Source organism: Glaciibacter kafniensis (assembly GCF_039538945.1).
GTDB lineage: Bacteria > Actinomycetota > Actinomycetes > Actinomycetales > Microbacteriaceae > Cryobacterium > Cryobacterium kafniensis.
The window spans coordinates 239054-260297 of the sequence record NZ_BAABCN010000007.1 but is presented as its reverse complement, the minus strand read 5'-3'; the positions used below and the strand labels follow the sequence as shown (position 1 = coordinate 260297).

At 63.2% G+C, this 21244-nt stretch carries 18 protein-coding genes; 3 read left to right on the top strand and 15 right to left on the bottom strand.

Annotation, left to right across the window (positions count from 1 at the left end; all coding sequences use genetic code 11):
• Positions 1-237: 237 nt before the first annotated feature.
• Positions 238-810 (top strand): recombinase family protein, encoded by a 573-nt coding sequence (locus ABD791_RS12760; RefSeq protein WP_345067182.1) that lies wholly within the window; start codon positions 238-240, stop codon positions 808-810.
• A 221-nt stretch (positions 811-1031) separates the two neighbouring features.
• Here ABD791_RS12760 and ABD791_RS12755 read toward each other — a convergent pair whose 3' ends face one another.
• From ABD791_RS12755 to ABD791_RS12730, 6 genes are all read right to left on the bottom strand, one after another.
• Entirely contained in the window at positions 1032-1595 is a 564-nt protein-coding gene (locus tag ABD791_RS12755) for a HutD/Ves family protein (RefSeq protein WP_345067179.1), read from the bottom strand.
• Positions 1573-1932: a P-II family nitrogen regulator gene (locus tag ABD791_RS12750; RefSeq protein ID WP_345067176.1), complete on the bottom strand. Its 360-nt coding sequence runs from the start codon at positions 1930-1932 to the stop codon at positions 1573-1575. Before ABD791_RS12750 ends, ABD791_RS12755 begins: the two co-directional genes overlap by 23 nt.
• A gap of 30 nt (positions 1933-1962) precedes the next feature.
• Positions 1963-3234, bottom strand: coding sequence for an ammonium transporter (locus ABD791_RS12745; RefSeq protein WP_345067174.1), 1272 nt, complete (start codon positions 3232-3234; stop codon positions 1963-1965).
• A gap of 95 nt (positions 3235-3329) precedes the next feature.
• Positions 3330-4568, bottom strand: coding sequence for an allantoate amidohydrolase (locus ABD791_RS12740; protein WP_345067172.1), 1239 nt, complete (start codon positions 4566-4568; stop codon positions 3330-3332).
• A 1-nt stretch (position 4569) separates the two neighbouring features.
• Positions 4570-5748: an FAD-dependent oxidoreductase gene (locus ABD791_RS12735; RefSeq protein ID WP_345067170.1), complete on the bottom strand. Its 1179-nt coding sequence runs from the start codon at positions 5746-5748 to the stop codon at positions 4570-4572.
• Positions 5749-5775: 27 nt separating this feature from the next.
• Positions 5776-6930 carry a tyramine oxidase subunit B gene (locus ABD791_RS12730; protein WP_345067168.1) on the bottom strand — a complete coding sequence of 385 codons (1155 nt, stop codon included), beginning with the start codon at positions 6928-6930 and terminating at the stop codon, positions 5776-5778.
• A 147-nt stretch (positions 6931-7077) separates the two neighbouring features.
• Between ABD791_RS12730 and ABD791_RS12725 the strand changes: the two genes are divergently transcribed.
• Positions 7078-8028, top strand: coding sequence for a LysR family transcriptional regulator (locus tag ABD791_RS12725; protein WP_345067165.1), 951 nt, complete (start codon positions 7078-7080; stop codon positions 8026-8028).
• 81 nt (positions 8029-8109) lie between these two features.
• Here the strand turns inward: ABD791_RS12725 and ABD791_RS12720 are convergent, their stop codons facing one another.
• The 4 genes from ABD791_RS12720 to ABD791_RS12705 all read right to left on the bottom strand — a co-directional run bounded on the left by ABD791_RS12720 (position 8110) and on the right by ABD791_RS12705 (position 13365).
• Entirely contained in the window at positions 8110-9054 is a 945-nt protein-coding gene (locus tag ABD791_RS12720) for a PDR/VanB family oxidoreductase (RefSeq protein WP_345067163.1), read from the bottom strand.
• Between the two features lie 14 nt (positions 9055-9068).
• On the bottom strand, positions 9069-10346 hold the full coding sequence (locus ABD791_RS12715; RefSeq protein ID WP_345067161.1) for an acyl-CoA dehydrogenase family protein: 1278 nt from the start codon (positions 10344-10346) through the stop codon (positions 9069-9071).
• A 67-nt stretch (positions 10347-10413) separates the two neighbouring features.
• Positions 10414-11583: a cytochrome P450 gene (locus tag ABD791_RS12710; protein ID WP_345067158.1), complete on the bottom strand. Its 1170-nt coding sequence runs from the start codon at positions 11581-11583 to the stop codon at positions 10414-10416.
• A 105-nt stretch (positions 11584-11688) separates the two neighbouring features.
• A complete protein-coding gene (locus tag ABD791_RS12705; protein ID WP_345067155.1) occupies positions 11689-13365 on the bottom strand; it encodes a LuxR C-terminal-related transcriptional regulator in 1677 nt (558 codons plus the stop codon).
• Between the two features lie 246 nt (positions 13366-13611).
• Here ABD791_RS12705 and ABD791_RS12700 point away from each other — a divergent pair, with 246 nt between their 5' ends.
• Positions 13612-13995 carry a VOC family protein gene (locus ABD791_RS12700; RefSeq protein ID WP_345067152.1) on the top strand — a complete coding sequence of 128 codons (384 nt, stop codon included), beginning with the start codon at positions 13612-13614 and terminating at the stop codon, positions 13993-13995.
• 174 nt (positions 13996-14169) lie between these two features.
• Here the strand turns inward: ABD791_RS12700 and ABD791_RS12695 are convergent, their stop codons facing one another.
• The 5 genes from ABD791_RS12695 to ABD791_RS12675 all read right to left on the bottom strand — a co-directional run bounded on the left by ABD791_RS12695 (position 14170) and on the right by ABD791_RS12675 (position 21119).
• Positions 14170-15444 carry an MFS transporter gene (locus ABD791_RS12695; protein WP_345067149.1) on the bottom strand — a complete coding sequence of 425 codons (1275 nt, stop codon included), beginning with the start codon at positions 15442-15444 and terminating at the stop codon, positions 14170-14172.
• Positions 15445-15721: 277 nt separating this feature from the next.
• Positions 15722-17269: an ABC transporter substrate-binding protein gene (locus ABD791_RS12690; RefSeq protein WP_345067146.1), complete on the bottom strand. Its 1548-nt coding sequence runs from the start codon at positions 17267-17269 to the stop codon at positions 15722-15724.
• Positions 17270-17599: 330 nt separating this feature from the next.
• On the bottom strand, positions 17600-19207 hold the full coding sequence (locus ABD791_RS12685; protein ID WP_345067143.1) for an ABC transporter ATP-binding protein: 1608 nt from the start codon (positions 19205-19207) through the stop codon (positions 17600-17602).
• Entirely contained in the window at positions 19204-20097 is an 894-nt protein-coding gene (locus ABD791_RS12680) for an ABC transporter permease (RefSeq protein WP_345067141.1), read from the bottom strand. The genes ABD791_RS12685 and ABD791_RS12680 overlap by 4 nt, the downstream gene beginning before the upstream one ends.
• On the bottom strand, positions 20094-21119 hold the full coding sequence (locus tag ABD791_RS12675) for an ABC transporter permease (protein WP_345067138.1): 1026 nt from the start codon (positions 21117-21119) through the stop codon (positions 20094-20096). Before ABD791_RS12675 ends, ABD791_RS12680 begins: the two co-directional genes overlap by 4 nt.
• Positions 21120-21244 lie beyond the last annotated feature (125 nt).

Genomic DNA, 21244 nt, shown 5'->3' with positions numbered 1-21244 from the left:
ACGGACGCGGGACGAGCTGCGTCGTCCCCTGCTTGTCAGAGTTGGTGAGGAGGGGTGGCTTGTGAATTCACCGAAGTATCCGACGCTAAAGCGTGTAGGTGTGGCGTTCGGTAACGATCGTTCGCAAGACACTTCGGGACAGGTTCAGTAAGTCCCGGAAACACGGGGCATATTTTGTAATGCTTGTCGTGTACGCGCCTGTGTAACGCGATACCGTGTTGGTGATACGTTGCTGGTATGCGTATTGGATATGGTCGGGTCTCTACCCGGGACCAGCACCCTGAGGCCCAACACGACGCCCTGACCGCGGCTGGCTGTGAGAAGGTTTTTCTCGACTCGGCTTCGGGAACACTCGCCCGACGGCCCGAACTCGACAAGGCTCTCCTCTCGGCCAACCGGACCGGCGATCAGCTCGTCGTGACTAAACTCGACCGGCTCGGCAGGTCGCTGGAGAACCTCATCGACTTATCGAACACCCTCCAGGAGCGCGGCGTTGATCTGGTTGTCTTGGATCAAGGCATCGATACGTCCAGCATCACCGGGCGGATGTTCTTCCAGATCCTTGGCTCGATTGCCGAGTTTGAACACGCCCTAATGTCCGAACGCACCCGCGATGGGCTGGCCGCGGCCCGTGCCCGGGGACGGACCGGCGGACAGAAACCCAAGCTCGGGCCTCGCCAGGTCAGACTGGCCCGCGACATGTATGAGGAGAAAGACGCCGACGGCAAAAGGGCCCACACCGTCCAGCACATCGCCGAGGAATTCGGAGTCACCCGCCCCACGATCTACCGGCACCTGGCCAAACCATGAGCCTCGAACATCCGCAGCGGCACGAGTCAGCAGCCTATCGACATTGAGCAGCGACATGCGCGTTGGGGCGTACCCCACCTGAAAATGTCGATCGGGGTGGCCTCACGAAGCGTGAGGCGTAGTTCTTCCAGCATCGCTCACTGGGTCGAGGACGTTGAGGTTTGTGCAGCGGAGTACGAAAAGACCAGTGTTCACACTCGCCTGCACAACCCGTGAAAGCTCTAGGGCTGGTTTGCAGACGACTTCGAAAAATGACACCACCGGAGCAACGCCACGCTACCCGTCTCAGAGGACACGGTGCGGGGCTCTGCTGCCCGGAGGATCACGGTTCCCTGGGGCAGCCAACCGGCTCCCGCCGAGACCTGTCCGCCGAGGACAACGAATGCGTCGACGTCTTCGGCGTCCATACCCGGCCCACGGCGGATCTCGCAGTCCAACCGAGCCCTCGAGCGACGCGTCATGACGTTGACCACGGTCGTCCGTCTCAGGCCGGTCTGCCCGATGACGCGATCTTCTCCGCGGAAAGAGACGGCCGAGTGCGCACAAATCCAGTGGTGATCGTCCTCGATCTCGAGCGCAACTCCCCAGGCGCTCAGCGGGACCAGAACCCGATCCACCCCCGGGAAGAATGAGAAGGGCATTCGCCCCTCGATCTCGGCGATACTGATCCGCCACGCGGGCTGTGCTGCCATCACCCGCGTGGCCCCCAAGCCGTTCGCCCACTGTTCCGGTTCGACATCCGAGGGGCGAATGATCCCGAGTTCAGTTTGAGTGCGGTGCGACATGGATCGCGGTCGGTCCTGTCTCGCCGGTGCGAACGCGGATGACCTGAAGCACGTCGGTGACCCAAATCTTTCCGTCGCCGATCGCACCCGTGCGGGCGGCATCCTGGATCGCGTGGAGGGCGTCGTCGAGCACCTCGTCGGTGACGACCATCTCGATGTAGATCTTCGGGAGAAAGTCGACCTTCACTCGTTGCGAGCGGTAGACCTCGACCTTGCCTGTCTGGGTTCCGTGCCCTTTCGCGTCGAGGATCGTCATTCCTGCGATGCCAACCTCGGCGAGGGCGGTCTTCACTGGTTCCAGCGCGCTGGGCTGCACAACGGCGGTGATGAGCTTCATTGTCTTCGTCCTATCTCAGAGAGGCGGCGCTCAGGAGCGCACGTCGTCCAGGTCGTACGCGGTCTCGGCGTGGAGAGTGATATCGAGCCCGATGGTCTCAGTGTTGTCGGTGACGCGCAGCCCGACGGTGATTTTGAGGAGCCAGGCGATCAGTGCGGTCACTAGGAAGGTGTACACGAAAACCGAGACGATAGCTACGGACTGCGTGCCGAGCAAACCCCAGTCGCCGCCGAAGAGAATTCCGCGAGCACCCGCCGGCGAGGCCGGGTCGGCGAGGAAGCCGATCGCGAGCGTGCCAAAGATGCCGGGGAACATATGGATCGCCACGGCGTCGAGAGCGTCGTCATAACCCAGCTTCTCTTTGAGGCCGAGGGCGGCGAACGCCACAATCCCGGCGAGGAAACCGATACTGAGCGCGCCGCCCGGCGAGACGGAATTCGCGGCTGGAGTGATGCCGACCAGGCCGCCGAGGATACCGGAGATCGCGCCGAGAGAAGTCGCAGCCTTCCGCACAATCCGCTCGACGACAAGCCAACCCAGCAATCCGGCGCACGCCGCGATGAGCGTGTTCGCGACCGCGATACCGGCGCTGTCGTTGATGCCACCTGATGACCCGCCGTTGAAGCCGTACCAGCCCACGAGCAGCAGGCCACCGCCGACGATCGCGATCGGCAGGTTGCCGGGGCGTCCGACGTTCGGGAAGTGCTGGCGCTTGCCAAGGAACAGGGCAAGCACGAGCGCCGCGACACCCGCGTTCATGTGCACAGCCGTTCCCCCGGCAAAGTCGATCGCGTGCAGGCTATTGGCGATCCAACCGCCCGTCGTCGCCCCGTCTGGGGCGTCGAAGGCGAAGACCCAGTGCGCGACGGGGAAGTAGACGAGCGTCGCCCAGGCCCCGCTGAAGATCAGCCAGCTCGAGAACTTCATGCGACCTTCGACGGCCCCGCCGATAATGCCGACGGTGAGCCCGGCGAAGATCAGCTGGAACACGGCGATGAGAATCGGCGGAACCGCACCCTCTGGCGTCTCGGCGCCGAGCAGGGCCTGCATGCCGAACAAGCTGGTCGGATCGCCGATCAGGCCAGCGCCACCGACGGAGTCGCCGAGGGTCAGGCCGTATCCGAACAGAACCCAGAGCACAGCCGTGACGGCGAACCCGCCGAACACGATCATCATCGTGTTGAGGATGTTCTTCGTTCTGGACAGGCCGCCGTAGTACAGCGCGAGTCCGGGCAGCATGAGAGTCACGGCGACGGTGGCTGTGAGCATCCATGCCGTGTTCACCTGCGAGGTGATATCCATATCGATCTCCTTTCGTTGTGCGTGCAGTCGTGATTCCGGCGCGCTCGGATGCGCCGAAAGCGGGTAGTGGGGCCTTGCCGTGATGTGGCGGGCGGTCAGCGGGTGAGCAGGTCTTCGAGCACGTCCGCCAGCGCCTCGACGCCCGCGGTCACATCCTCGGGCCCGGCGGTTTCGACTGGAGTGTGCGAGGCGCCGGTGGGATTGCGGACGAACAGCATTCCGGTGGGGATGACATCGGCGAGGATGCCCGCGTCGTGCCCCGCACCGGTGTCGAGCACGGGGGCATCAGTGAGCACCTCCTGCATCCGGTCGCGCAGTGCGGGATCGAACGAGATGGTCGGCGAGAACGATTGCTCCGTCACAGTGACGACGCATCCCTCGTCTTCGGCCGCGCACTGCGTGGCTGCCGTGACGTCGCTCACGATGCGCTGCACCGCTTCTTCGGACCGGTGCCGCACATCCATCCAAAGGTCGACCGCCGACGCGATGACGTTCGTGCCGCCGGGGGTGACCAGCACGCGGCCGACCGTACCGCGCGCGTCGTCGACCGCGAGTGTGTGCTCCCGGAGCCTCCGTATCGTCTCGGCCGCGACCACCACGGGATCCTGCCGATCCGCCATTCGGGTGGCGCCGGCGTGATCGCCGCGCCCCTCGATGCGGACGTGCCAGCGGCCGTGCGCGATGATGGCACCGGCCAGCGCTACCGGCTGACCGAGGTCGATGAGCCCGCGTCCCTGCTCCACATGCAGTTCTACGAACGCCGCGATGCCGGCGAGGCGCCCGGGATCCGCGCCGATCAGCGAGGGATCGAATCCGGCGTCGGACGACACGTCGGCGAAGGAACGTCCGGTTTCGTCAGGTAGCGCGCGGACCCGCTCTGGGTCCACCGCCCCGGCCAAAAGACGCGAGCCGAGGCACGCAATACCGAACCTCGACCCCTCTTCCTCGGGGAACACCGCCACGGCCAGTGGCCGCGCCGGTTGCACGCCACGATCGCGCAGCAGGTCCACTGCTGCGAGGGCGCTGGCGACGCCGAGTGGTCCGTCGAAATTGCCGCCGCCGGGAACGGAGTCGAGGTGCGAGCCCGTAACAATCGCGCCGTGGCGGCCGTCGGCGTCGGCCGACGCGCCGGGTACATCCCACCATGCCCAGAGGATGCCGTTGCCGTCTTTCTCGACGGCCAGCCCACGTTCGGTGGCGTGGGCGGAGAACCACACCCGCAGCTCGAGTTCCGCCGCGGAGAACACCGGACGCGAGTACCCGCCACGCTTCTCGTCAACGCCAATGCCCTCAATCTCTGCCAACAAAGCGTTCGCGTCTGCATGCGTGCTCATGTCACACCTCCGCGAAGCGCTGGCCTGCGGCGCGGAAGCGTTCCGACGTCTGCCGGGAGTCGACTACGAGATCGAGGACCAGCTCACCGAGCAGCGGGGCGAACTTCGCACCTTGCCCCGAGCACGGCGAGAGGATCGTGATGCCCTCGGCGCGGTCGATGATCATGTCGTCGCGGGGTACGTTCGTGAACAGGCAAGTCGTCTCCGCGTAGGGCTCTGGCACCATTCCCGGCGTGTACCGCTCGACGAAGTCCACCACGCGCTTGCGGTTCTCGGGGTCGAGTTGTCCGTCTTGGTCGCGCGCCGAGGGGATGATGCGGCCTGCGTTGTATTCTGCGATCTTCTGGCCGCGGAACTGCGCGTCGCGCCCGCCGGGCAGGCTGTAGGTCTGGATATCCTGCCCCTTGTAGATGAACGTCGGCCACGAGGTGGCACCGCCCGGAGGGGTCTCCCCCTGATCTTGGGGGTCGCGGTAGGGGAAGTGGTACGCGTTTTCCTGGCGCACCTCGAACTGCGGCAGGGCGTTCACGAAGCCCTCCGGCAGCTCCAGCCCGCTCAGCAGCGTCGGCAGCCACCCACCCGCGGCGACGATGACTTGCTCCGCGTGCACCGTGTCGCCGGTGGATGACGTCACCAGGTAACCCGATGACGCCCGCCTGACGGATACAGCTTCCCAGCCGAGACGCACTTCGGCGCCCGCGGTCTTGGCCAGGTGGACCATCGCCTCGACTGAGGACTCGGGGTCGATCACCCCCGCTCCCGGGTGCCACAGAACGTCGCTGTCGAAGTTCAATTGTGACCACTGGGCCGCGGCATCATCGCGGCTCAGAAGCTCGTGTTCGATTCCCTCGCGCTCAAGGACCCGTGCGAGCCCGTGCGGGTCGCGCACGACGCCGAAGTCGAGGGATCCGCTGGGGGTGATTAGCCGCTCGCCGCTCGCCGCCTCGAGCTCATCCCAGCCGCGCTTTGCCTGCACGACGAAGTCCACGTAGAACGGGTCGGGGTAGGCGTAGCGGAAGATGCGCGCCGAACCGTGTGAGCTGCCCTGGGCGGATGCCGGCACATCGCGCTCGAGCACGATCACTTCCGCTCCCGACTGCGCCAGGCGCCAGGCCGCGGCCGCACCGCTGAGTCCTGCGCCGATGATCGCGTAGCGTGCGGATTCTGCTGTCTTCTGCATCGTCTCGTGTTCTCTCCTGCTCATGGGTCAGGCCAGATCCGGGGTGTTCCAGAGGTTGAGCTTCGTGCCGATGCCTAGCTCGACCGCATTCTCGTAGACGGTCTTCGCCCAGGCGACGTCTTCAACCCCCATGCCGCCGACGCTGAACAGCACCGGCTGGTCGTCGAACTCGCGCCCGGCCTCACTGCCGTCGAACACGTCGCCAATGTTCACTACCCGGGACTGGTCAAGCTCACCCGCATCGATGAGGTCCTGCCAGTACAGTCCGATCATGCCGAACGCCGTCTCGTGTGACGGCGCCGGGTATTCCTCGGCCCATGCCTCGTAGATGCTCTTCGCATCGGCGATGAGCCGCGCCTTGCCCGACAGCGTGTACTCCTTGTCCATGCGCAGATTGGCCGGCAGGCTCAGGAATGCACCGGGCTTGATCCAGTCGCCGTCGATGTACGGGTAGTTCTCCGAGCCGACGAGGCCGGTGACCGCTTCGGAGACGATGTCGGAGTCGCGGACGGCGGCCTCGACGGTCTCGGCGATCTCGATGCTCGTGAATTGCGGGTAGTGCTCTCGCACGTAGTCCGCGAATGCCTCGGAGGTCGAGCGGCGGCGACCGTTGATGCGGATTGTGTCGAGCGTGGGGCGCGCCGCCGTCATCGCGTGCAGGGCGCTCTTGTTCATCGCGCCGGGGCCGACAATTCCGAGCGACTTCGCGTTCAGCGGGGCCAGCTTCTTTGCCGCAGCGCCAGGGACCGCCGCCGTGCGATACGCGCTCTCGAGGTTGCCCGACATGATCGCGAAGGGCGCGCCCGTCTCCTTGTCGTTCAGCACGATGAGGTGGATCGAGCGGGGCAACCCCTTGTCGCGGTTGTCGATGTTCGAGCCGTACCATTTGACGCCGACGGTGTCGAAACGTCCGCCGAGGTAGGCGGGCATCGCCATGAACCGGCGGTCGGCCGCGTCCAGAGGCATTGCGGGGAACGGCGAGGACTGCGGGAAGCTGATCTGCGCACCGTGCGAGTTGGCCGAGTTGCCGGCCATGCGATAGTCGCCCTTGGCAACGAGGATCAGTACCTCCTCCATGACCTCCATACAGCGATCCATGTCCTTCATGCCGGCGGCAATCACCTCGGGCTCGCTGAGGTAGAGCATGTCGATTCGGGTGCTGGGGGTGAAGTCTGTGGTCAAGGGTGGTCCTCCATCTCGGGGTGCGGCGGGACCAGATAACCATTGATACAACCTCAGTTCAAATACGATTTCCGATGCGGATTGATAGCGTTTTGCTCGCAATATCCCCGTAACAGAGCGGTAACACGAAGCCCGTATCGTTCGGGGATGGAACTCCGTCAACTGCGCTACTTCATGGCAGTCGCGGACGAGCTCCACTTCGGGCGCGCGGCGCAGCGGCTGCACATGTCGCAGCCCCCGCTCAGCGTTCAGGTCGGGCGTCTCGAGCGTGAGGTCGGCATCGCGTTGTTCGAGCGCAGTACGCGACGGGTGAGCCTCACGCCCGCCGGTCGACACCTTCAGGAGAGAGCGCGACGGATCCTGGACGAAGTCGACGCGGTTCGTGCCGAGATGCGCGACTACGTTTGCGGCCTTACTGGCCAGCTGACCGTGGGATTCGTCAGCTCTGCGAACTACACCGTGCTCCCGGACGTCGTGCAGATGTTCCGCGCGCGCCGGGCGAACGTGACGCTCACCCTCGTGCCCCTCACATCGGGCGAGCAGTTCGACCGCCTGCGCGAGGGCACAATCGACGTCGGCATCGTGCGCGACGAGTTCCCGCAGGCGGGTCCGTCATCCCCGCCTCTGTCGACCGAGGTCGTCTTCGAGGAGCGCCTCGTCGCATGCCTGCCGGTCAACCACCCGCTCGCGTCTCGCACCGAGGTGACACCGGAGGAGATCATCGAGGTGCCGATGATCTCCTATCCGCGCTCGCTCATGCCTGGCTACGTCGACCGAGTAACCGAGGTGCTCGCGACCGCCGCGGGAGCCATTCACGTGGTCGAGGAGGTCGTGCACCAGGAGACCGCGCTTGGCTTCGTCGCCGCCGGCGTCGGCACGAGCATCCTGCCCGAATCTGTCCGACAGCTGGTGCCACCATCGATCGCCGTCGTGCCCCTCGCCGGATCACCAACCACGAGGCTCATGGCTGCTTGGCAAGTCCGCGACGACGAGAGCGCGATCTGCGCCGCTTTCATCGAATGCCTGCACGAGGCTGCTGGCACTCAACGCTCGGTTACATCACGCCGCTCAACGCCCACTGGAGTCCCACGGGACTAGCAAACGAGATCGAGCGATTGATCTTCGTCAGAGTGATTGGTCACAGCCAGACGGAATCGACACGGGGCTTCCCTCCGCCCCTCAGAGGTCGATGACGACCTTGTCGCCGACAGCGCGCGAGACGCACGGGAACATACAGCTGTTCTCTGCCCGCTCAGCGGCGTCGAGGATTGAATCACGGTGGTCCACCACACCGGAGAGCACAGCGACCTCGCACGAGCCGCAGTAGCCCGAGCGGCACGAACTCACGATGAAGACGCCAGCTGTCGACGCGGCATCAAGAGCAGAGATACCCGCCGGCACTCGAATCGTCCTGCCCGAGCGTGCGAGTTCGAGCGAGAAGGTGCGGTCGTGATCGCGCGTAGCGACACCGGCAAAGCGCTCAGTGCGAAGTTTGAGCCCGTGCCTCACGGCTGCGACACGGTGAAGCTCGTCTAACATCGCCGTCGGTCCGCAGCCGTATACGGCGACCTCATCGCCCAGGCCGGTGAGGTGATCGGCGAGGTCAAGGCGACCACGCGACTCGCTGGCCCACAGCACCACGCGCGGGTCGACGGCGTAGCGCTCCCTAAACAAGTGCGCTCCGCGCTCACGCGCCGAGTAGATCAACCGCCATGGCACGCCATCCCGCTCCGCCTGCGCGACCATGGGCGCAATCGCCGTGATTCCGATGCCACCGGCGACGAAGAGGTATTCGGGTGCCGTGCCAAAAGGAAAGGTCGTGCGCGGGCCGCGCACCATGAGCTCCGCTCCGGGTAGTGCATGGTGATGGAGCCAATCCGATCCGCCGCGCCCCTCAGGCTCGCGCAGTACCGCGATTGTCCAGTGTGGATCGTCGGCAGCGCCGCACAGCGAGTACTGGCGTACGCCGCAACCGGTTTCGATCTCGACATGATCGCCGGGCGCCCAGCTCGGCCAAGGTGAGGCATCGGTGCGGCGCAAACGCAGCACAGCGATGCTCCCCCGGTCCACCCGCTCTTCGACGATCGCTGGCACGGTGAACGGGACCTCTGCCACCCCGTCCACCGTGCGAGTCAAAGTCACTCTGACTCGGGCGGCGGCATGATGAGAGAGTTCTCCAGGTCCATGACGGGCCCGCCGTCCCAATCTTTCGTCAGGTAATACTGACCGACGGGTCGTAGACCGGTCTCGATGACGGCTGTGTGGTTGCCCGCCGTCATCGCATCGCGGATCGCGCGCTGGAGCGGGCCCGGACGCACAGCATCCGCTCCGGCGATCCCGAAGAGGATGTCTGCAACCTCTCTGCTGACAACACCGGCAAACATCGGGATGTGCTGCATCTCGATGCTGGCCTCCTCATAGGAGAGCTCGTTCCCGCTCTCTGCAGCGTCCATCGCCCGTACAGCGAGCGACTTGGCCCATTCGAGCGCGGAGCGAACCTTGGCTACCGCGGTCGCGAGGCGCACCGCGTGCAACTCACCATGCCCCATGAGCGCTGCGCGGTTCGCGAACGAATTGTTGGCGCGCTTGGTCGCAGCCACCTCAATGAACGCATCGATTGCACTCTGGGCGCAGCCCAGGATTGTGGCGGCGATCTGCAGTTGGCCGTTCCAGCTGGGATCACGGAAGAAGGGGCGGTCGGAGTATGCGCGATCTGCACTGTCACTGCCGGTGTACTTCTCCGGAACGAAAAGGTCGTTCACCTTCCATTCGCCGCTGCCCGTGCCTTTCAGCCCAAGAGCGTCCCAGCGGTCCAAGTACTCGACGTCATCCTTGAAGAACAGCCCGTGGATCATCAACGGTCCGCCCCACACCGGGTCATCTTCGGGAGTGCCGTCTGCACCGAAGACCTGAGCGTACCCGCAGAAATAGTTCGCCCAGGCGGAGGCGCTCGAGAACACCCAATGCCCGGTGAACCGATAGCCGCCGTCGACCCGTACCGCCGTGCCGTGGCGCCCGGACGAGCTCGCCGTGCGCCACTGCTCATCGCGGGACATCAGTTCTCGCTGGACCGTCTCCGGAAAGAGCGGGTAGTTTCCGGGGATGATCATCGCCACCCAGGCAACTGATCCGTTGATGCGCCCGAGTTCGAACAACAACTCGACGTGATCGGCGGGGTGGATCTCTATTCCGTTGAACTCTCTCGGCAGCTGCGCGTCCAGGGTGCCCGTTTCATACAGCGCAGCGATCACCTGCTCGGGAAGTCGGCGGGTGACTTCCATCTCCTTCTCATGTGCACGAATCAGCGGGCGCAGTGCATCCACGACGGGCCGGATGTCGATCCGTTGGCTCAGGGCCTGGGGTAGGCGGGGCAACAGTGTGGCGGATTCCACAACGGTGGCGGTGTCAATGGTCATGTTGTTCTCTCTCAATGCTCGTGCGGGCTCAGTGGTCGTGCGGTTCGGAGCGCGGCGTCTGCGCAGATCATGCGTCCCACACTGCGGGGAGACTCTTCACCCCCCGGGAGAGCCAACCGTGCGGAGCAGCCTGCGTGTCGGGGGCAGGCCGCAGACCGGGGAGCCGTGTGACAACCTCCTCGATGACTGCAGTGCCGATCCACCGCGCAATCGCGTGTCCGGCACAGTGGTGTGCACCGTGTCCGAACGCGGCATGCGGGCTCGGCGGACGGTGCAGGTCGAATTTCTCAGGGTGCTCGTACCGAGACTCGTCGTGGTTGGCCGAAGCCACCGAGATCTGTAGGACCGCACCCGCAGGAATAACGACACCATGCACCTCGATGTCGTCTCGTACCGTGCGCTGCGTTGCGCCGATCGGCGACATCCAGCGCAGGCCTTCTTCCAGTGCGGGCCCGCTCAGCTCGGCCGGATTCGCGACGAGCTCTGCCAGCTGCTGACGCTCGCTGAACAATGCGAAGAACGTGTTGGAGATCGAGTTGCTCGGCTCGAGGAAACCCCCGAGGAGGATGACCCGCACCGTCGGCATGATGTCATCGAAGTCTCGTGGCGGCTGCCCCACGTCGAGACCGTCATGGAGCATGTGCGAGATGACGCTGTCATCCGGCTCATTTCTCAACCTCGCGATCTTCTCGCGAAGGTGGCTCTGCATCTGGTCGAGCGTGACGACTGTGGCGTCGTCCGGCTCGTTCATGAGCGCGTAATACCAGCTCAGAAGCGTCTCATCATCGATGTCCGCCAGGCCAATGTAATCGCCGACAATTCGCACACTGATCCGCTCGAATAGCTCTGTGACAAGGTCAGCACGTCCCAGCGGGCGGATCTTCTCGATGTACTCGATGAGTACCGGCCGGCTGGCCTCGATTCTGGATCGCAACGCACGCGGCCGCAGCGTCGCATCGATGCCCACGCGCATGCGGCGGTGTTCATCGCCTGACATGCTCATCACGTTCGGAGTGCCGAAGAACTCGTCCGTGATCGGATCCCGGTGTTCAATCGCCGGGTTGGCGTCAATAGATGCGCAGTCGTCCCAGGTCGAAACCACCCATGACTCCGCGCCAGGGAGGTAGGCGACGGGGGCTTGTTCCCTCAGCGTGCGATACGTCGGGTACGGGTCTACGTCGAGCTCGTCCCAGGTGACGGACTCCAGCTCGTTCTGGTGCAGGACGATGTCGGGCACAGCAGCTCCTTTGCATGTTGGCGTTGCGCCCCATCCTTTCGCGCGCTCGCCGCGTCATCCATAGTGGAAAACCCTGATGCCCCTGAGATACCCCCAGGTTGGAACTCAGCGCCGGGCGTTCCCGGCGGCGACTACGACGGCTACCTGGGCGCGCGACCCGCAGTTGAGCTTCTCGAAGATGTGGGAGATATGCGTCTCGACTGTGCTGATGCTGACATGGAGCGCGAGCGCGATTTCCTTGTTTGCCTTTCCTCGGGCGACGAGGCCCGCGACCTCGGACTGACGGTCCGTCAGAGTAGCGAGCAACCGCGCTTGCGAAGCCGTATCCCCCGCGTTCGGCTCGTCACGGTTGATGACATGCACGTAGTGCCCAATAGGCTCGCGACGGCCGCGATGGAATTCTCGCCAGTAGGCCGGAGCGCCGAGTCGACGCTCAAGCTCCGCAACGACCTCATCGTGAAAATCCTGCATGCCCCAGAAGATTGCATCGACACCTGTGGAGGTGCGCACCGCGTCGATGGAGCCCAACATTCGAACAGCCGTCGTCGGATCACCGCGCCAGGCCTCATACCACGCGACGACCTCGAGGCAGAGGGCACAACTGCGCCAGTCCTCGACACGAGCAGCCTCTACCGCGCCCTCGCAAGCGACGACGTATCCGCGATCGCGATCGCCGCTGCGCCACAAACTGATGGCGAATGTCCAGAGGATCGAACTCTTAAACCACAGCTCACCCTGCGAATCACAGAGAGCGATCGCCCGCTCACAGTAGTCACGAGCGGCCCCGTCGTCCATGGCGATGTGCGCGAGTTGGGCAAGGTAGGCGAGTCGCAGGAATTCTTCAGCCGGCTGACCGACCGGTAGGACCGGGGCGGCGAGGGCGTCGTCGAGGAGGATCCGTGCGTGGTGAGGATCTTCCATCGTCTCAAGCGCGATGCTCTGTTGAAGAAGTGCCAGTCGTGCTGGGTCCGCACCAGGAATCTCGGACGCGTGGGCAACGGCCTGGCGAGCCATGCCGATGTCGAAGAGATGAAGTGAGAGCCAGGCGATCGCCCAGAGGGCGGCGAAGCTATTCTCATCGTCGATGTTGGCTGAGCTGGCCAGGATGCGCCCAATCCATTCCCGCGCTTGTTGACTGCGGCCGCGTGCCGTCCAGAGCGGCCACAGCCGGGCGAGGATCTCAAGGAGTTCATCTGCGTCCTCACCACTGGACGTCTTCACGAGCGATTCGAGAGTGGCCAATTCGCGATCGAGCGCCGCGAAGAGCAGAAGCTCTTCTGCCCCGAACCACGTGGACCCGAAACTGCGCGCCGTCGCCAACCACCATCCCCTGATGCCATGACGTGCATCGCGAGAGGCCCTGTCGTCGCCCCGAAGAGAGCGGATCGCCGGGCGCCGATAGAGAGGCCGGACTCTGAGGCCGAATCCGACGCCGAGGCCGATGCGCTCGAGAATCCCGTTTGCGACGAGCGACCTCAGAAGATCGTCGGCATTTCCAATCCCTGCTGCCTCCAGAACATACTCGGCCTGCTCGGGGCTGAACCGCGCGGGAAAGACGGCGAGCAGACGCCATGCCGCCCGTTCCTGCTCGGGCGCTGCGTCGAATTCACCAAGGCAGAAATCGTCGAGAGCATGGATTCCGCTGCTGTCATCGTGCTCAAGCCAGTTGCGAAGTGCATCAACAGGTCGGGCCTGCAAGACACCTGCGGCAATGTCGAGAACCTCTTCGCGCTCACCCAATGCACGCACCAGTTCGTGCAGGTCGTCGGTGCCCACCGCCACCCCAGGAAGCGTGGCCAACGCAGCTGAACGGAGGTATTCAACAGCGACACGGAAGCCCGAGTCCGCGCGAGGGCCCGGGCCATGGTGCGGAGTCACATCGAACTCACGGAGGTGCGGAAAACAGACTTGACGAAACGATTGATTGTGCACGAATATCGGAATGCAGATACCGAATAATCAAAAGCTCGAGGTCTCATCGCGCGCATTCTGCGAGCACGGATCGCGATGCCCAACAGAAAGGCGACCATGCCCGTCACATCAGTTCTCGTTTCATTCAACGTCCCGTCCCCCCTGGAGACCGGCAGATTCTTTACCGAGCATCTCGACTTCGAGCCGGTGATGTGGGAGGAATCGGGCGCCGTCGTCGCCGAACCAACGACGGGCTTCAACCTAGTATTCATCGGCGCCGGCGAATCGCCGGTCTCCCCCCAACCACACCCGCAGGATCTCGTGGCGGGATCGATCGTATATCTCACGCTTGAGACCACGAAAAACGTCGATGCCGAACACGACCGCCTCATGACACGGGCCGTGCCGGTGACGACACCACTTCAGGATTTTGATGGCACACGCATGTTCCAAGTGACGGCGCCCGGCGGCATCGTCGTTGAGTTTTCGGCATTCGAGTAGAAACGAACCGCGCGCTCTGATTTTCTGCGGATGCCTCATCGTAGCCAACAGAGATCGGCGAATCAGCTATCTGTGGGTGCGCTGCAGAGAGATCGCCCACAACCCAGCGCGACCGTGGAGTGAGAGCCACTCCACGGTCGCACTGAGCTGAACGCGCGCTTGCGACGAAGCGCGCTACTTGATGTGCTTGGTGAAGAGCATCCAAATCGCACCCAGGATCGTTACCCCTACCGACAGGTAGATGACCGGCATCATGTTCGTGGGATCCGACGCAATCAGCAGCGACGCCGCGATCGGGCCCAGCACTGCTGACATCATCGTGACGGTGTTGTACATGCCAGCATCGCGACCCGCGGTCTCGGTCCCCGACACCTCGGCAAGAATCGCGAAAGCGAAGACACCAATGACTCCGTAGGCGCCGTACTGCAACGCACCGGTAAAGAGAATCATCGGCACGCCCTCGATGAACGCCTGCATCAGCATGCCACCGGCCAGCACAATTGAGGAAACGACGAGGAACAGTCGCCGATGCCCCAAACGGTCAGAGATCACCGCCGTCACCGCACCGGCAACGATCGACACGATTCCTCCGATGCCAGCGATCCCAGTCATGACGGCGGGGGCATCGGCCTCTGAAACGCCATTATGGAACATCAAGATGAAGTACAGGTAGATAGAGAAGATGACAAAACCGGCACCATTCAGGAACATCACGATCATCAGCGACGTAAACCCCGGGCGCCCCATCGGATTCACCCAGTAAGCACCCAGAAGTTCCGTGATTCGCAGTGGCGATTTCGCTCCGGTCAGCCGGTTGTCGGGAGTGATCAGCATCAGCAAAGGCACCAGAACCGCAGCGGCAATCGCAGGAAGCAGAAACGGCCACATTGTTGACTCCGGGAACAGCGGAATGATGGCCGCTCCGAGTGCGGCTGCGATTCCGTATGCCGCGGACATGCCGAAGCCCATCACGCCACGATGACGTTCCGGGGTCTGCTCGGTGAGAATCGCGAGCGGAAGCGTCGACGCCATGCCATAGCCGAGCGAGGCGAGACCCCAGAACACGAAGATCCAGGCCACGTCGGTAGAGAACGCGACTCCTGCGGTGCCGACCAGGCCGATAAGCACGCCGGCGACTACCCAGGGCCGACGCATTCCGAATCGAGAGCGCGTACGGTCCGAAAGCTTGCCCGCTAGGGGGCTAATCAAAGCCGCAGTGAGCATGCCAACCGCAACGAGCGTTCCGACGATCGCGACGGCACTGATTGGATCAACCTCCATCAACTTCATTTGCAGAGTGATGATGGTCGGCGTGGTCAAAGCGGCGGCGATGAAGAGGCTCGAGAACGTGAGCGCGATCCAGAGGAACAGCAGTTTTCTCGGGGAGAGGCTTTCCGGTCCGTCTGCATGGACCCCTTCAGCAGCGTCTTGGGTGATCGGATTGGTCATCGTTGACTCGTTTCGATGTAGGTGATGTGGACAACAGTAGTGGAACCCCAACAGGCTTCAACCTATTAAAAGGCACAAATGGTCGTTATTCGGGTATGGTGCTCGGAATCTAACACGGGGCAATCCGTCCGTCAACGCTGAAGCTGCCCGATAAACAAACACCTCGCGATTGACTGGGAACGCGCCACAACCGCTGTGGGCGGATGGCGCCGTTCTGACAGCAGGCACGCGGGGAGCGCGATACCAAAAGGTCACGGCTCCCCACGTCGATCGGGCGTCAGGAGGTGAAGCTCACGTCCTTCAGCGCACGGTAGAGGCCAAGACCGCTCGGGTCGCCCGTGGGCCAACCGGTCGTATTCGCCGGAACCGCTGCGAGTGTGCTCCCGATGGCGGGGATGATGAATCCACCGCGTTCAAAGAGAATCTCCTGCATTGTGCTCAGCGCTTCTGTGCGAACGTCGGCATCTGTCGACGCCATGGCGCTCTCGAACGCCTCGTTGAACTCGGCGTCGTTCATGTGGGTATAGGGAAGCGAAGCGCCCGGGGCGTCGGTCATCGAGGCAACGTTCAAGATCGTCGATCCAGGCCAGTTGTCCACCGCGAACTGGTAGTCGAGGTATCCCTGCGCGTAGAAGGTCGTGTCGTCCTTAACCTGAACCGTGACATCCAGGCCGATCTCCTGCGCATTCTGGGCGACTATTTGTGCGATCGGCTCGACGCTGGCGAGCGTCACGAGGGTGAGTTCTGCGCCCTCGACTCCGGCTTCTTTGATGAGCTTCTTTGCGGCGTCTACGTCGCGTTCGCGCACCAGATCGGATCGGAACGCGGGGTCGTCAATCCCATAGAGGTCATTGCCGATTCGGCCAAATCCACCGAAAGCGACGTCGAGAACACGCTGGCGGTCCACGCTAAGTCGTAGCGCTTGGCGAACACGGGCGTCCGCTGTAACCCCTTCGTCCACCCGCATGGTGATCATCTGGATTCCCCCGGCGGGAAGCTCGAGCACGCTCAGCTTCTGTAGATCGTCGAAGCGGGCTACCTGGCTGGGCTGCAGGGAGAGATCCGCATCAATCTGCCCCGTCAGGAGCGCATTCGTTCGGGCATCGTCGTCGGGCAGCGCCACCAGTTCGAGCCCGGCCAGAGCCGGCGCTGTTCCGTGATAATGCTCAGAGCGGGCCAGGACAAGCATTCCGTTCGCGCCGAAGGATTCGAACACCCACGGGCCCGTCGACACTGGGTGCTTCGGGTCAAAATCGGGTTCCACAATCCCCATGGCATTGGCGGCGGCGATGATCTCCGGGAAGCTAGCAACCGGCCGGAGGAGGTCAAATCGGACGGTGAGGTCGTCGATTTTGGTCATCTCTTCGATCACGGCTGTCGCACTGAGGTTGACGGCAGCCGTCGCCGGATCCATGACGCGCTCGAAGGAGAAGATGACATCCTCCGAGGTGAGCGGATCACCGTCGTGGAAGGTGACGCCATCCTTCAGCGTCAATTGCCAACTCGTAGCGTCGTCGTTCGGAGTGAATGACGCCGCCAACACGTTCCTATACTCCCCGTTCTCGTCGAACTCACCGAGCTGCTCGAAGAAAGTGTTGGCAAAGACCGTGCCGAAAGTGTCGTAGAGGGCATGGGGATCGAGGGTGGTTCCCGCGGAGTCACCCGCGATACCGACCTTGAGTATGCGGCCGTCAGTTCCGGATGCGGGATTCTCAGCTTGAGCTGAGCATCCCGCGCTCGCCGTCACTACCACCGCTCCCACCGCGAACACCCGCAGCAAGCGCGAGAGTCGGCGCGTCTTATTTGTACCAACAGGGATCGTCATGTCACTCCAGCGTGTTAATTAACGAACTTGAATAGGCGAATAGTGGAATCCTAGCGACTTGCTCCAGTCGATGGCTATGACCCAAAGGTCTCATTTCGGTCACCAACGCATGTGTGTGACAAGCACCAACGCAGCTCCGGCACCTCGTGCTACGCACGATGCTGTCCGCTGGCGATGCCCAGTTTTCGAGTGCGACGCCGGACACATGCCGCCGCACCATACGCTCGACCTCTTCGGCGCCGGCCGGCGCGTCCAGCACGATCGCGAGCCGCTATAGGCCCTCGGTGAGGATGCAAAATGCCAGCGCCTCTGGCACGCGCCGACGAGTTGTCAACGGGCTGCGAGGGCACCCGAGATCGACAGCGTGTTTTCCATGAGCGAGACCGTGTATGGATGCTGTGGCGCACCCAGCACCGCTTCCGTCGGTCCCTCTTCCACGATCGTTCCGCCGTTGAGCACTATGACGCGGTCGGCGAAGGACCGTACGAGCGCGAGGTCGTGTGTGACGAAGACCATCGAGAGGCCCTCGGATTTGCGCAGCTCATCGAGCAGATTGATGAGAGAGGCTTGCACGAGCACATCAAGCGCGCTGGTCACCTCATCGCAGATGAGGAGCCGAGGCTCCGTCACCAGTGCGCGAGCGATGGCCACACGCTGGCGTTCACCTCCGGAGAGCGTGTGCGGCATCTCTTCCGCGAGGGAGGCGGGGAGCTGCACCTTGGAAAGCACCTCATCCACGGCCCTCTTCCGGGCTTTCGCATTCCCTCCAACGGTGAGGTCGTAAGCGAACTCGATGCTTCCCCGCACCGTCTTGCGCGGGTTTAGAGCGGTGAACGGACTCTGGAAGATGTACTGCAGCTCACGCCGTTGGGCACGTGACCGTCGGCTCGCTTTCGAGGCGAGCGGCTCGTCACACCAGCTGATCTCACCGCGATACTCGCGATGCAAACCGATCAGGATGCGGGACAGCGTGCTCTTGCCCGAACCCGATTCGCCGACCAGAGCCACACATTCACCCGGCAAGACGTCGAAACTGATGTCGCGAAGCACCGTGTTGCGACGGAAGCCACCACTGACATTGCGCACGCGCAGAACACCACGCGTGGTGCCAAAATCCTGGGCCGGCACCGGGTGCGGCCTCCGCGCTGCCACGTCGGGAGACGCGGCGAGCAACCTCTTGGTATATTCCGCAACGGGGGCCTCGAAGACTGTCTTCAGCTCTCCCTGCTCAACAACCTCTCCATCGTGCAGAACGAGCACACGGTCCGCGAGCTCAGCGACGGCGGCGAGGTCGTGCGTAACGTAGAGCGCGGCGATACCGTGTTCCTTGCACAAACGCCGCACCAGCCGAAGGACTCGGCGCTGTGTCTTCACATCCAGCCCCGTCGTCGGCTCGTCGAGCACGACTACCGGCGGTTCGGTGACAAGTGCCATCGCAATACCGACACGCTGAAGCTGGCCACCTGAAAGCTGGTGGGGAAAGCGAGCCAAAAACTGATCGTCCATGGGCAGACCGGTCTCTGCGAGCGCCCGGCGCACGGCGGCGATTCTTTCACTTTTGGGTCGCCGTCGAGTCCCAAACTCCATCACTTCCGCGATCTGGTCGCCGATGCGGACGGTAGGATTCAGTGACGCGCGCGGATCTTGCGGCACATACGACACGAGCGAACCGCGCATCTCGCGAACGCCGACACCGTCGAGAGATCCGAGCTCGACACCCGCGATCTCCACGCGACCCTCGGTCACCCGTGCGCCGTCCCGCGCATAGCCCAAGAGCGCCATGCCCACTGTGGTCTTGCCAGACCCGCTCTGACCCACGACGCCCAACAACTCGCCCGCAGCGATCTCAAAGCTGACATCGTTGACGATGGCGACGCCGCCGTCGATCTCGACACGGAGATTTTCGACCCGCACCACTGGATCTTGGATACTGCTCATGCGACTTTTCCCTTCGCCCCGATGTGCAATGTCCTTCCGATTCCCTCGGCGATGAGGTTGGCTGCGAGCGCATACATCGAAATGAACAGCAGCGGCGCGACGACCGCCCAAGGCTGAAGCGCGAGCCCACCTCGGTTCTCGTTAATCATGAGTCCCCAATCCGCTTGCGGAGCGGACACTCCTTGACCTAGAACGCTCAGCCCGGCGATTGCGATGACGGACCACACGATGCGCAGCCCATACTCCACCATGATCGTGCCCGTGATGTTCGGAATGATTTCGGTCACGGCGGTCTTCAGAGACGATGCTCCGAGTGCGATCGCTGACTCGACGTATTCCCGTTCTGCGACGTCCGCGGTGACACCGCGCACGATCCGGGCGACGCTCGGCGCGTGGGCCAGCCCGACGAGCGCAACGATTAAGAGAAGGCTCTTGCCCAGGAGAGAAATGAACAGGAGCGTAAGAACAAGCGCGGGCATGGCCATCGTGACATCCGCGAGCCGCATAATGACCTCGTCAATCCACCCCCGCTTCAATCCCGCGATCGTGCCGAGCACAACCCCGAGCACCATGCCGATCGTTGCGGCGCCCAGCGACATCCAGACCACGGTGAATCCACCCCGCAACACGCGCGAGAGCACATCCTGTCCCATCGAGTCGGTGCCGAGCGGCGAACCGGCCGATGGGAGCGCGTAGGGCAAACCAACGTAATCCGTGCTGGTGTATGGAGCCAAAACCGGGCCAAAGGCCACGACGAAAAGAACGATCAAGAGAAAACACAGACCCGTGAGCGTGTGTTTGTCTGCGATCACACGGCGTAGCCGCGAGTGTGACGCCACCCGTCCACCGCGCAGCGTTCTAATCGCGAGAGTGTTTTGTGCGTCTGTCATCGGGTCCTCAGCTTCGGGGTGGCGAGCACGGTCAAGATGTCTGCGATCAGGTTGAACCCGACGTATCCGGCAGCCATGACCAGCACGAGGAACTGGAGCACCGGAATATCACGTTGCGTCACAGCAGATGTCAGGGCGAGACCCATGCCGGGGTATTGGAAGAGAAACTCCACCACCACGCTCCCCCCGATCAAAAACGCGATACTCAGCGCGGTCGCCTGAATCGACGGGATGAGGGAATTGCGGACGGCGTGCCGGAACACAACTACTCGTTGCGGAAGGCCTTTGAGTTCTGCCATCGTCACGTATTCACTCGAGAGGCTCTCGATGAGCGAAGAGCGCATCTGTTTGATCAGGTACGGCACCGTAATAATGACGAGGGTTGCGATTGGCAGTACCAACGCGGCAGGGAAGGAGATCGGACTGGCCCCCGGAGCGAGTATGACGACGGCGGGAAGAACGTGGAAGAGTCCGGTGGAGAAGACCACCACAAGCAACAGTGCGACGACGAACTCCGGCAGCCCCGCAAGAATGATCGTCACGGTGTTTACGATTCCGTCCCACCAACGCCCCTGACGCACCCCGGCAGAGATCCCGACGGCCAATGCCAGCGGAACCGCAATGACGGCGGTCAGCCCGACAAGCAAAAGGGTGTTGAGAACGCGCGGCCACATCGCGGCGGTGACGGGTTCGTGCGAGATCAGAGACTGGCCGAAGTCTCCGGTGACAACCCCGCCAAGCCAATTGAAATACCTCACGACAGGGGACGCGTTGAGGCCGAGCTGCTCTCGCAGCGCTGCGAGGGCCTGTTCCGAGGCGTTGCGACCAAGAACAGCCTGTGCGGCATCTCCAGGAAGGAGAATGGTCGCGAAATAGATCACAAACGACACGATCAAAAGGGTGAGCACCGCCAGCGCGACTCGCGACACAATCCAGCTGTATCTGCGCCAAGCCCCCACCAGCGCCGGGCCCCTCGGAGCGGCCGCTACGAGCGGCGCCTCGACCGTATGCGCATCCGTCATTCTTGCCTGTCCGTTCCTTCATTGGAGCCCTCAATGTGCGTACCGGTAGAGCAAGCAGCAACCGTGTGGCAGGTCATGTCGTTGACGTCACTGCGCGCACTTCTTGCCAACCGTCGTTGTCCACG

Excerpts from the sequence above, each read along its gene's own strand:
- ABD791_RS12690 (WP_345067146.1), bottom strand. The coding sequence starts at position 17,269 with ATGACGATCCCTGTTGGTACAAATAAGACGCGCCGACTCTCGCGCTTG.
- ABD791_RS12725 (WP_345067165.1), top strand. The coding sequence starts at position 7,078 with ATGGAACTCCGTCAACTGCGCTACTTCATGGCAGTCGCGGACGAGCTC.
- ABD791_RS12685 (WP_345067143.1), bottom strand. The coding sequence starts at position 19,207 with ATGAGCAGTATCCAAGATCCAGTGGTGCGGGTCGAAAATCTCCGTGTC.
- ABD791_RS12700 (WP_345067152.1), top strand. The coding sequence starts at position 13,612 with ATGCCCGTCACATCAGTTCTCGTTTCATTCAACGTCCCGTCCCCCCTG.
- ABD791_RS12760 (WP_345067182.1), top strand. The coding sequence starts at position 238 with ATGCGTATTGGATATGGTCGGGTCTCTACCCGGGACCAGCACCCTGAG.
- ABD791_RS12745 (WP_345067174.1), bottom strand. The coding sequence starts at position 3,234 with ATGGATATCACCTCGCAGGTGAACACGGCATGGATGCTCACAGCCACC.
- ABD791_RS12695 (WP_345067149.1), bottom strand. The coding sequence starts at position 15,444 with ATGACCAATCCGATCACCCAAGACGCTGCTGAAGGGGTCCATGCAGAC.
- ABD791_RS12755 (WP_345067179.1), bottom strand. The coding sequence starts at position 1,595 with ATGTCGCACCGCACTCAAACTGAACTCGGGATCATTCGCCCCTCGGAT.
- ABD791_RS12740 (WP_345067172.1), bottom strand. The coding sequence starts at position 4,568 with ATGAGCACGCATGCAGACGCGAACGCTTTGTTGGCAGAGATTGAGGGC.
- ABD791_RS12735 (WP_345067170.1), bottom strand. The coding sequence starts at position 5,748 with ATGCAGAAGACAGCAGAATCCGCACGCTACGCGATCATCGGCGCAGGA.
- ABD791_RS12715 (WP_345067161.1), bottom strand. The coding sequence starts at position 10,346 with ATGACCATTGACACCGCCACCGTTGTGGAATCCGCCACACTGTTGCCC.
- ABD791_RS12680 (WP_345067141.1), bottom strand. The coding sequence starts at position 20,097 with ATGACAGACGCACAAAACACTCTCGCGATTAGAACGCTGCGCGGTGGA.
- ABD791_RS12675 (WP_345067138.1), bottom strand. The coding sequence starts at position 21,119 with ATGACGGATGCGCATACGGTCGAGGCGCCGCTCGTAGCGGCCGCTCCG.
- ABD791_RS12750 (WP_345067176.1), bottom strand. The coding sequence starts at position 1,932 with ATGAAGCTCATCACCGCCGTTGTGCAGCCCAGCGCGCTGGAACCAGTG.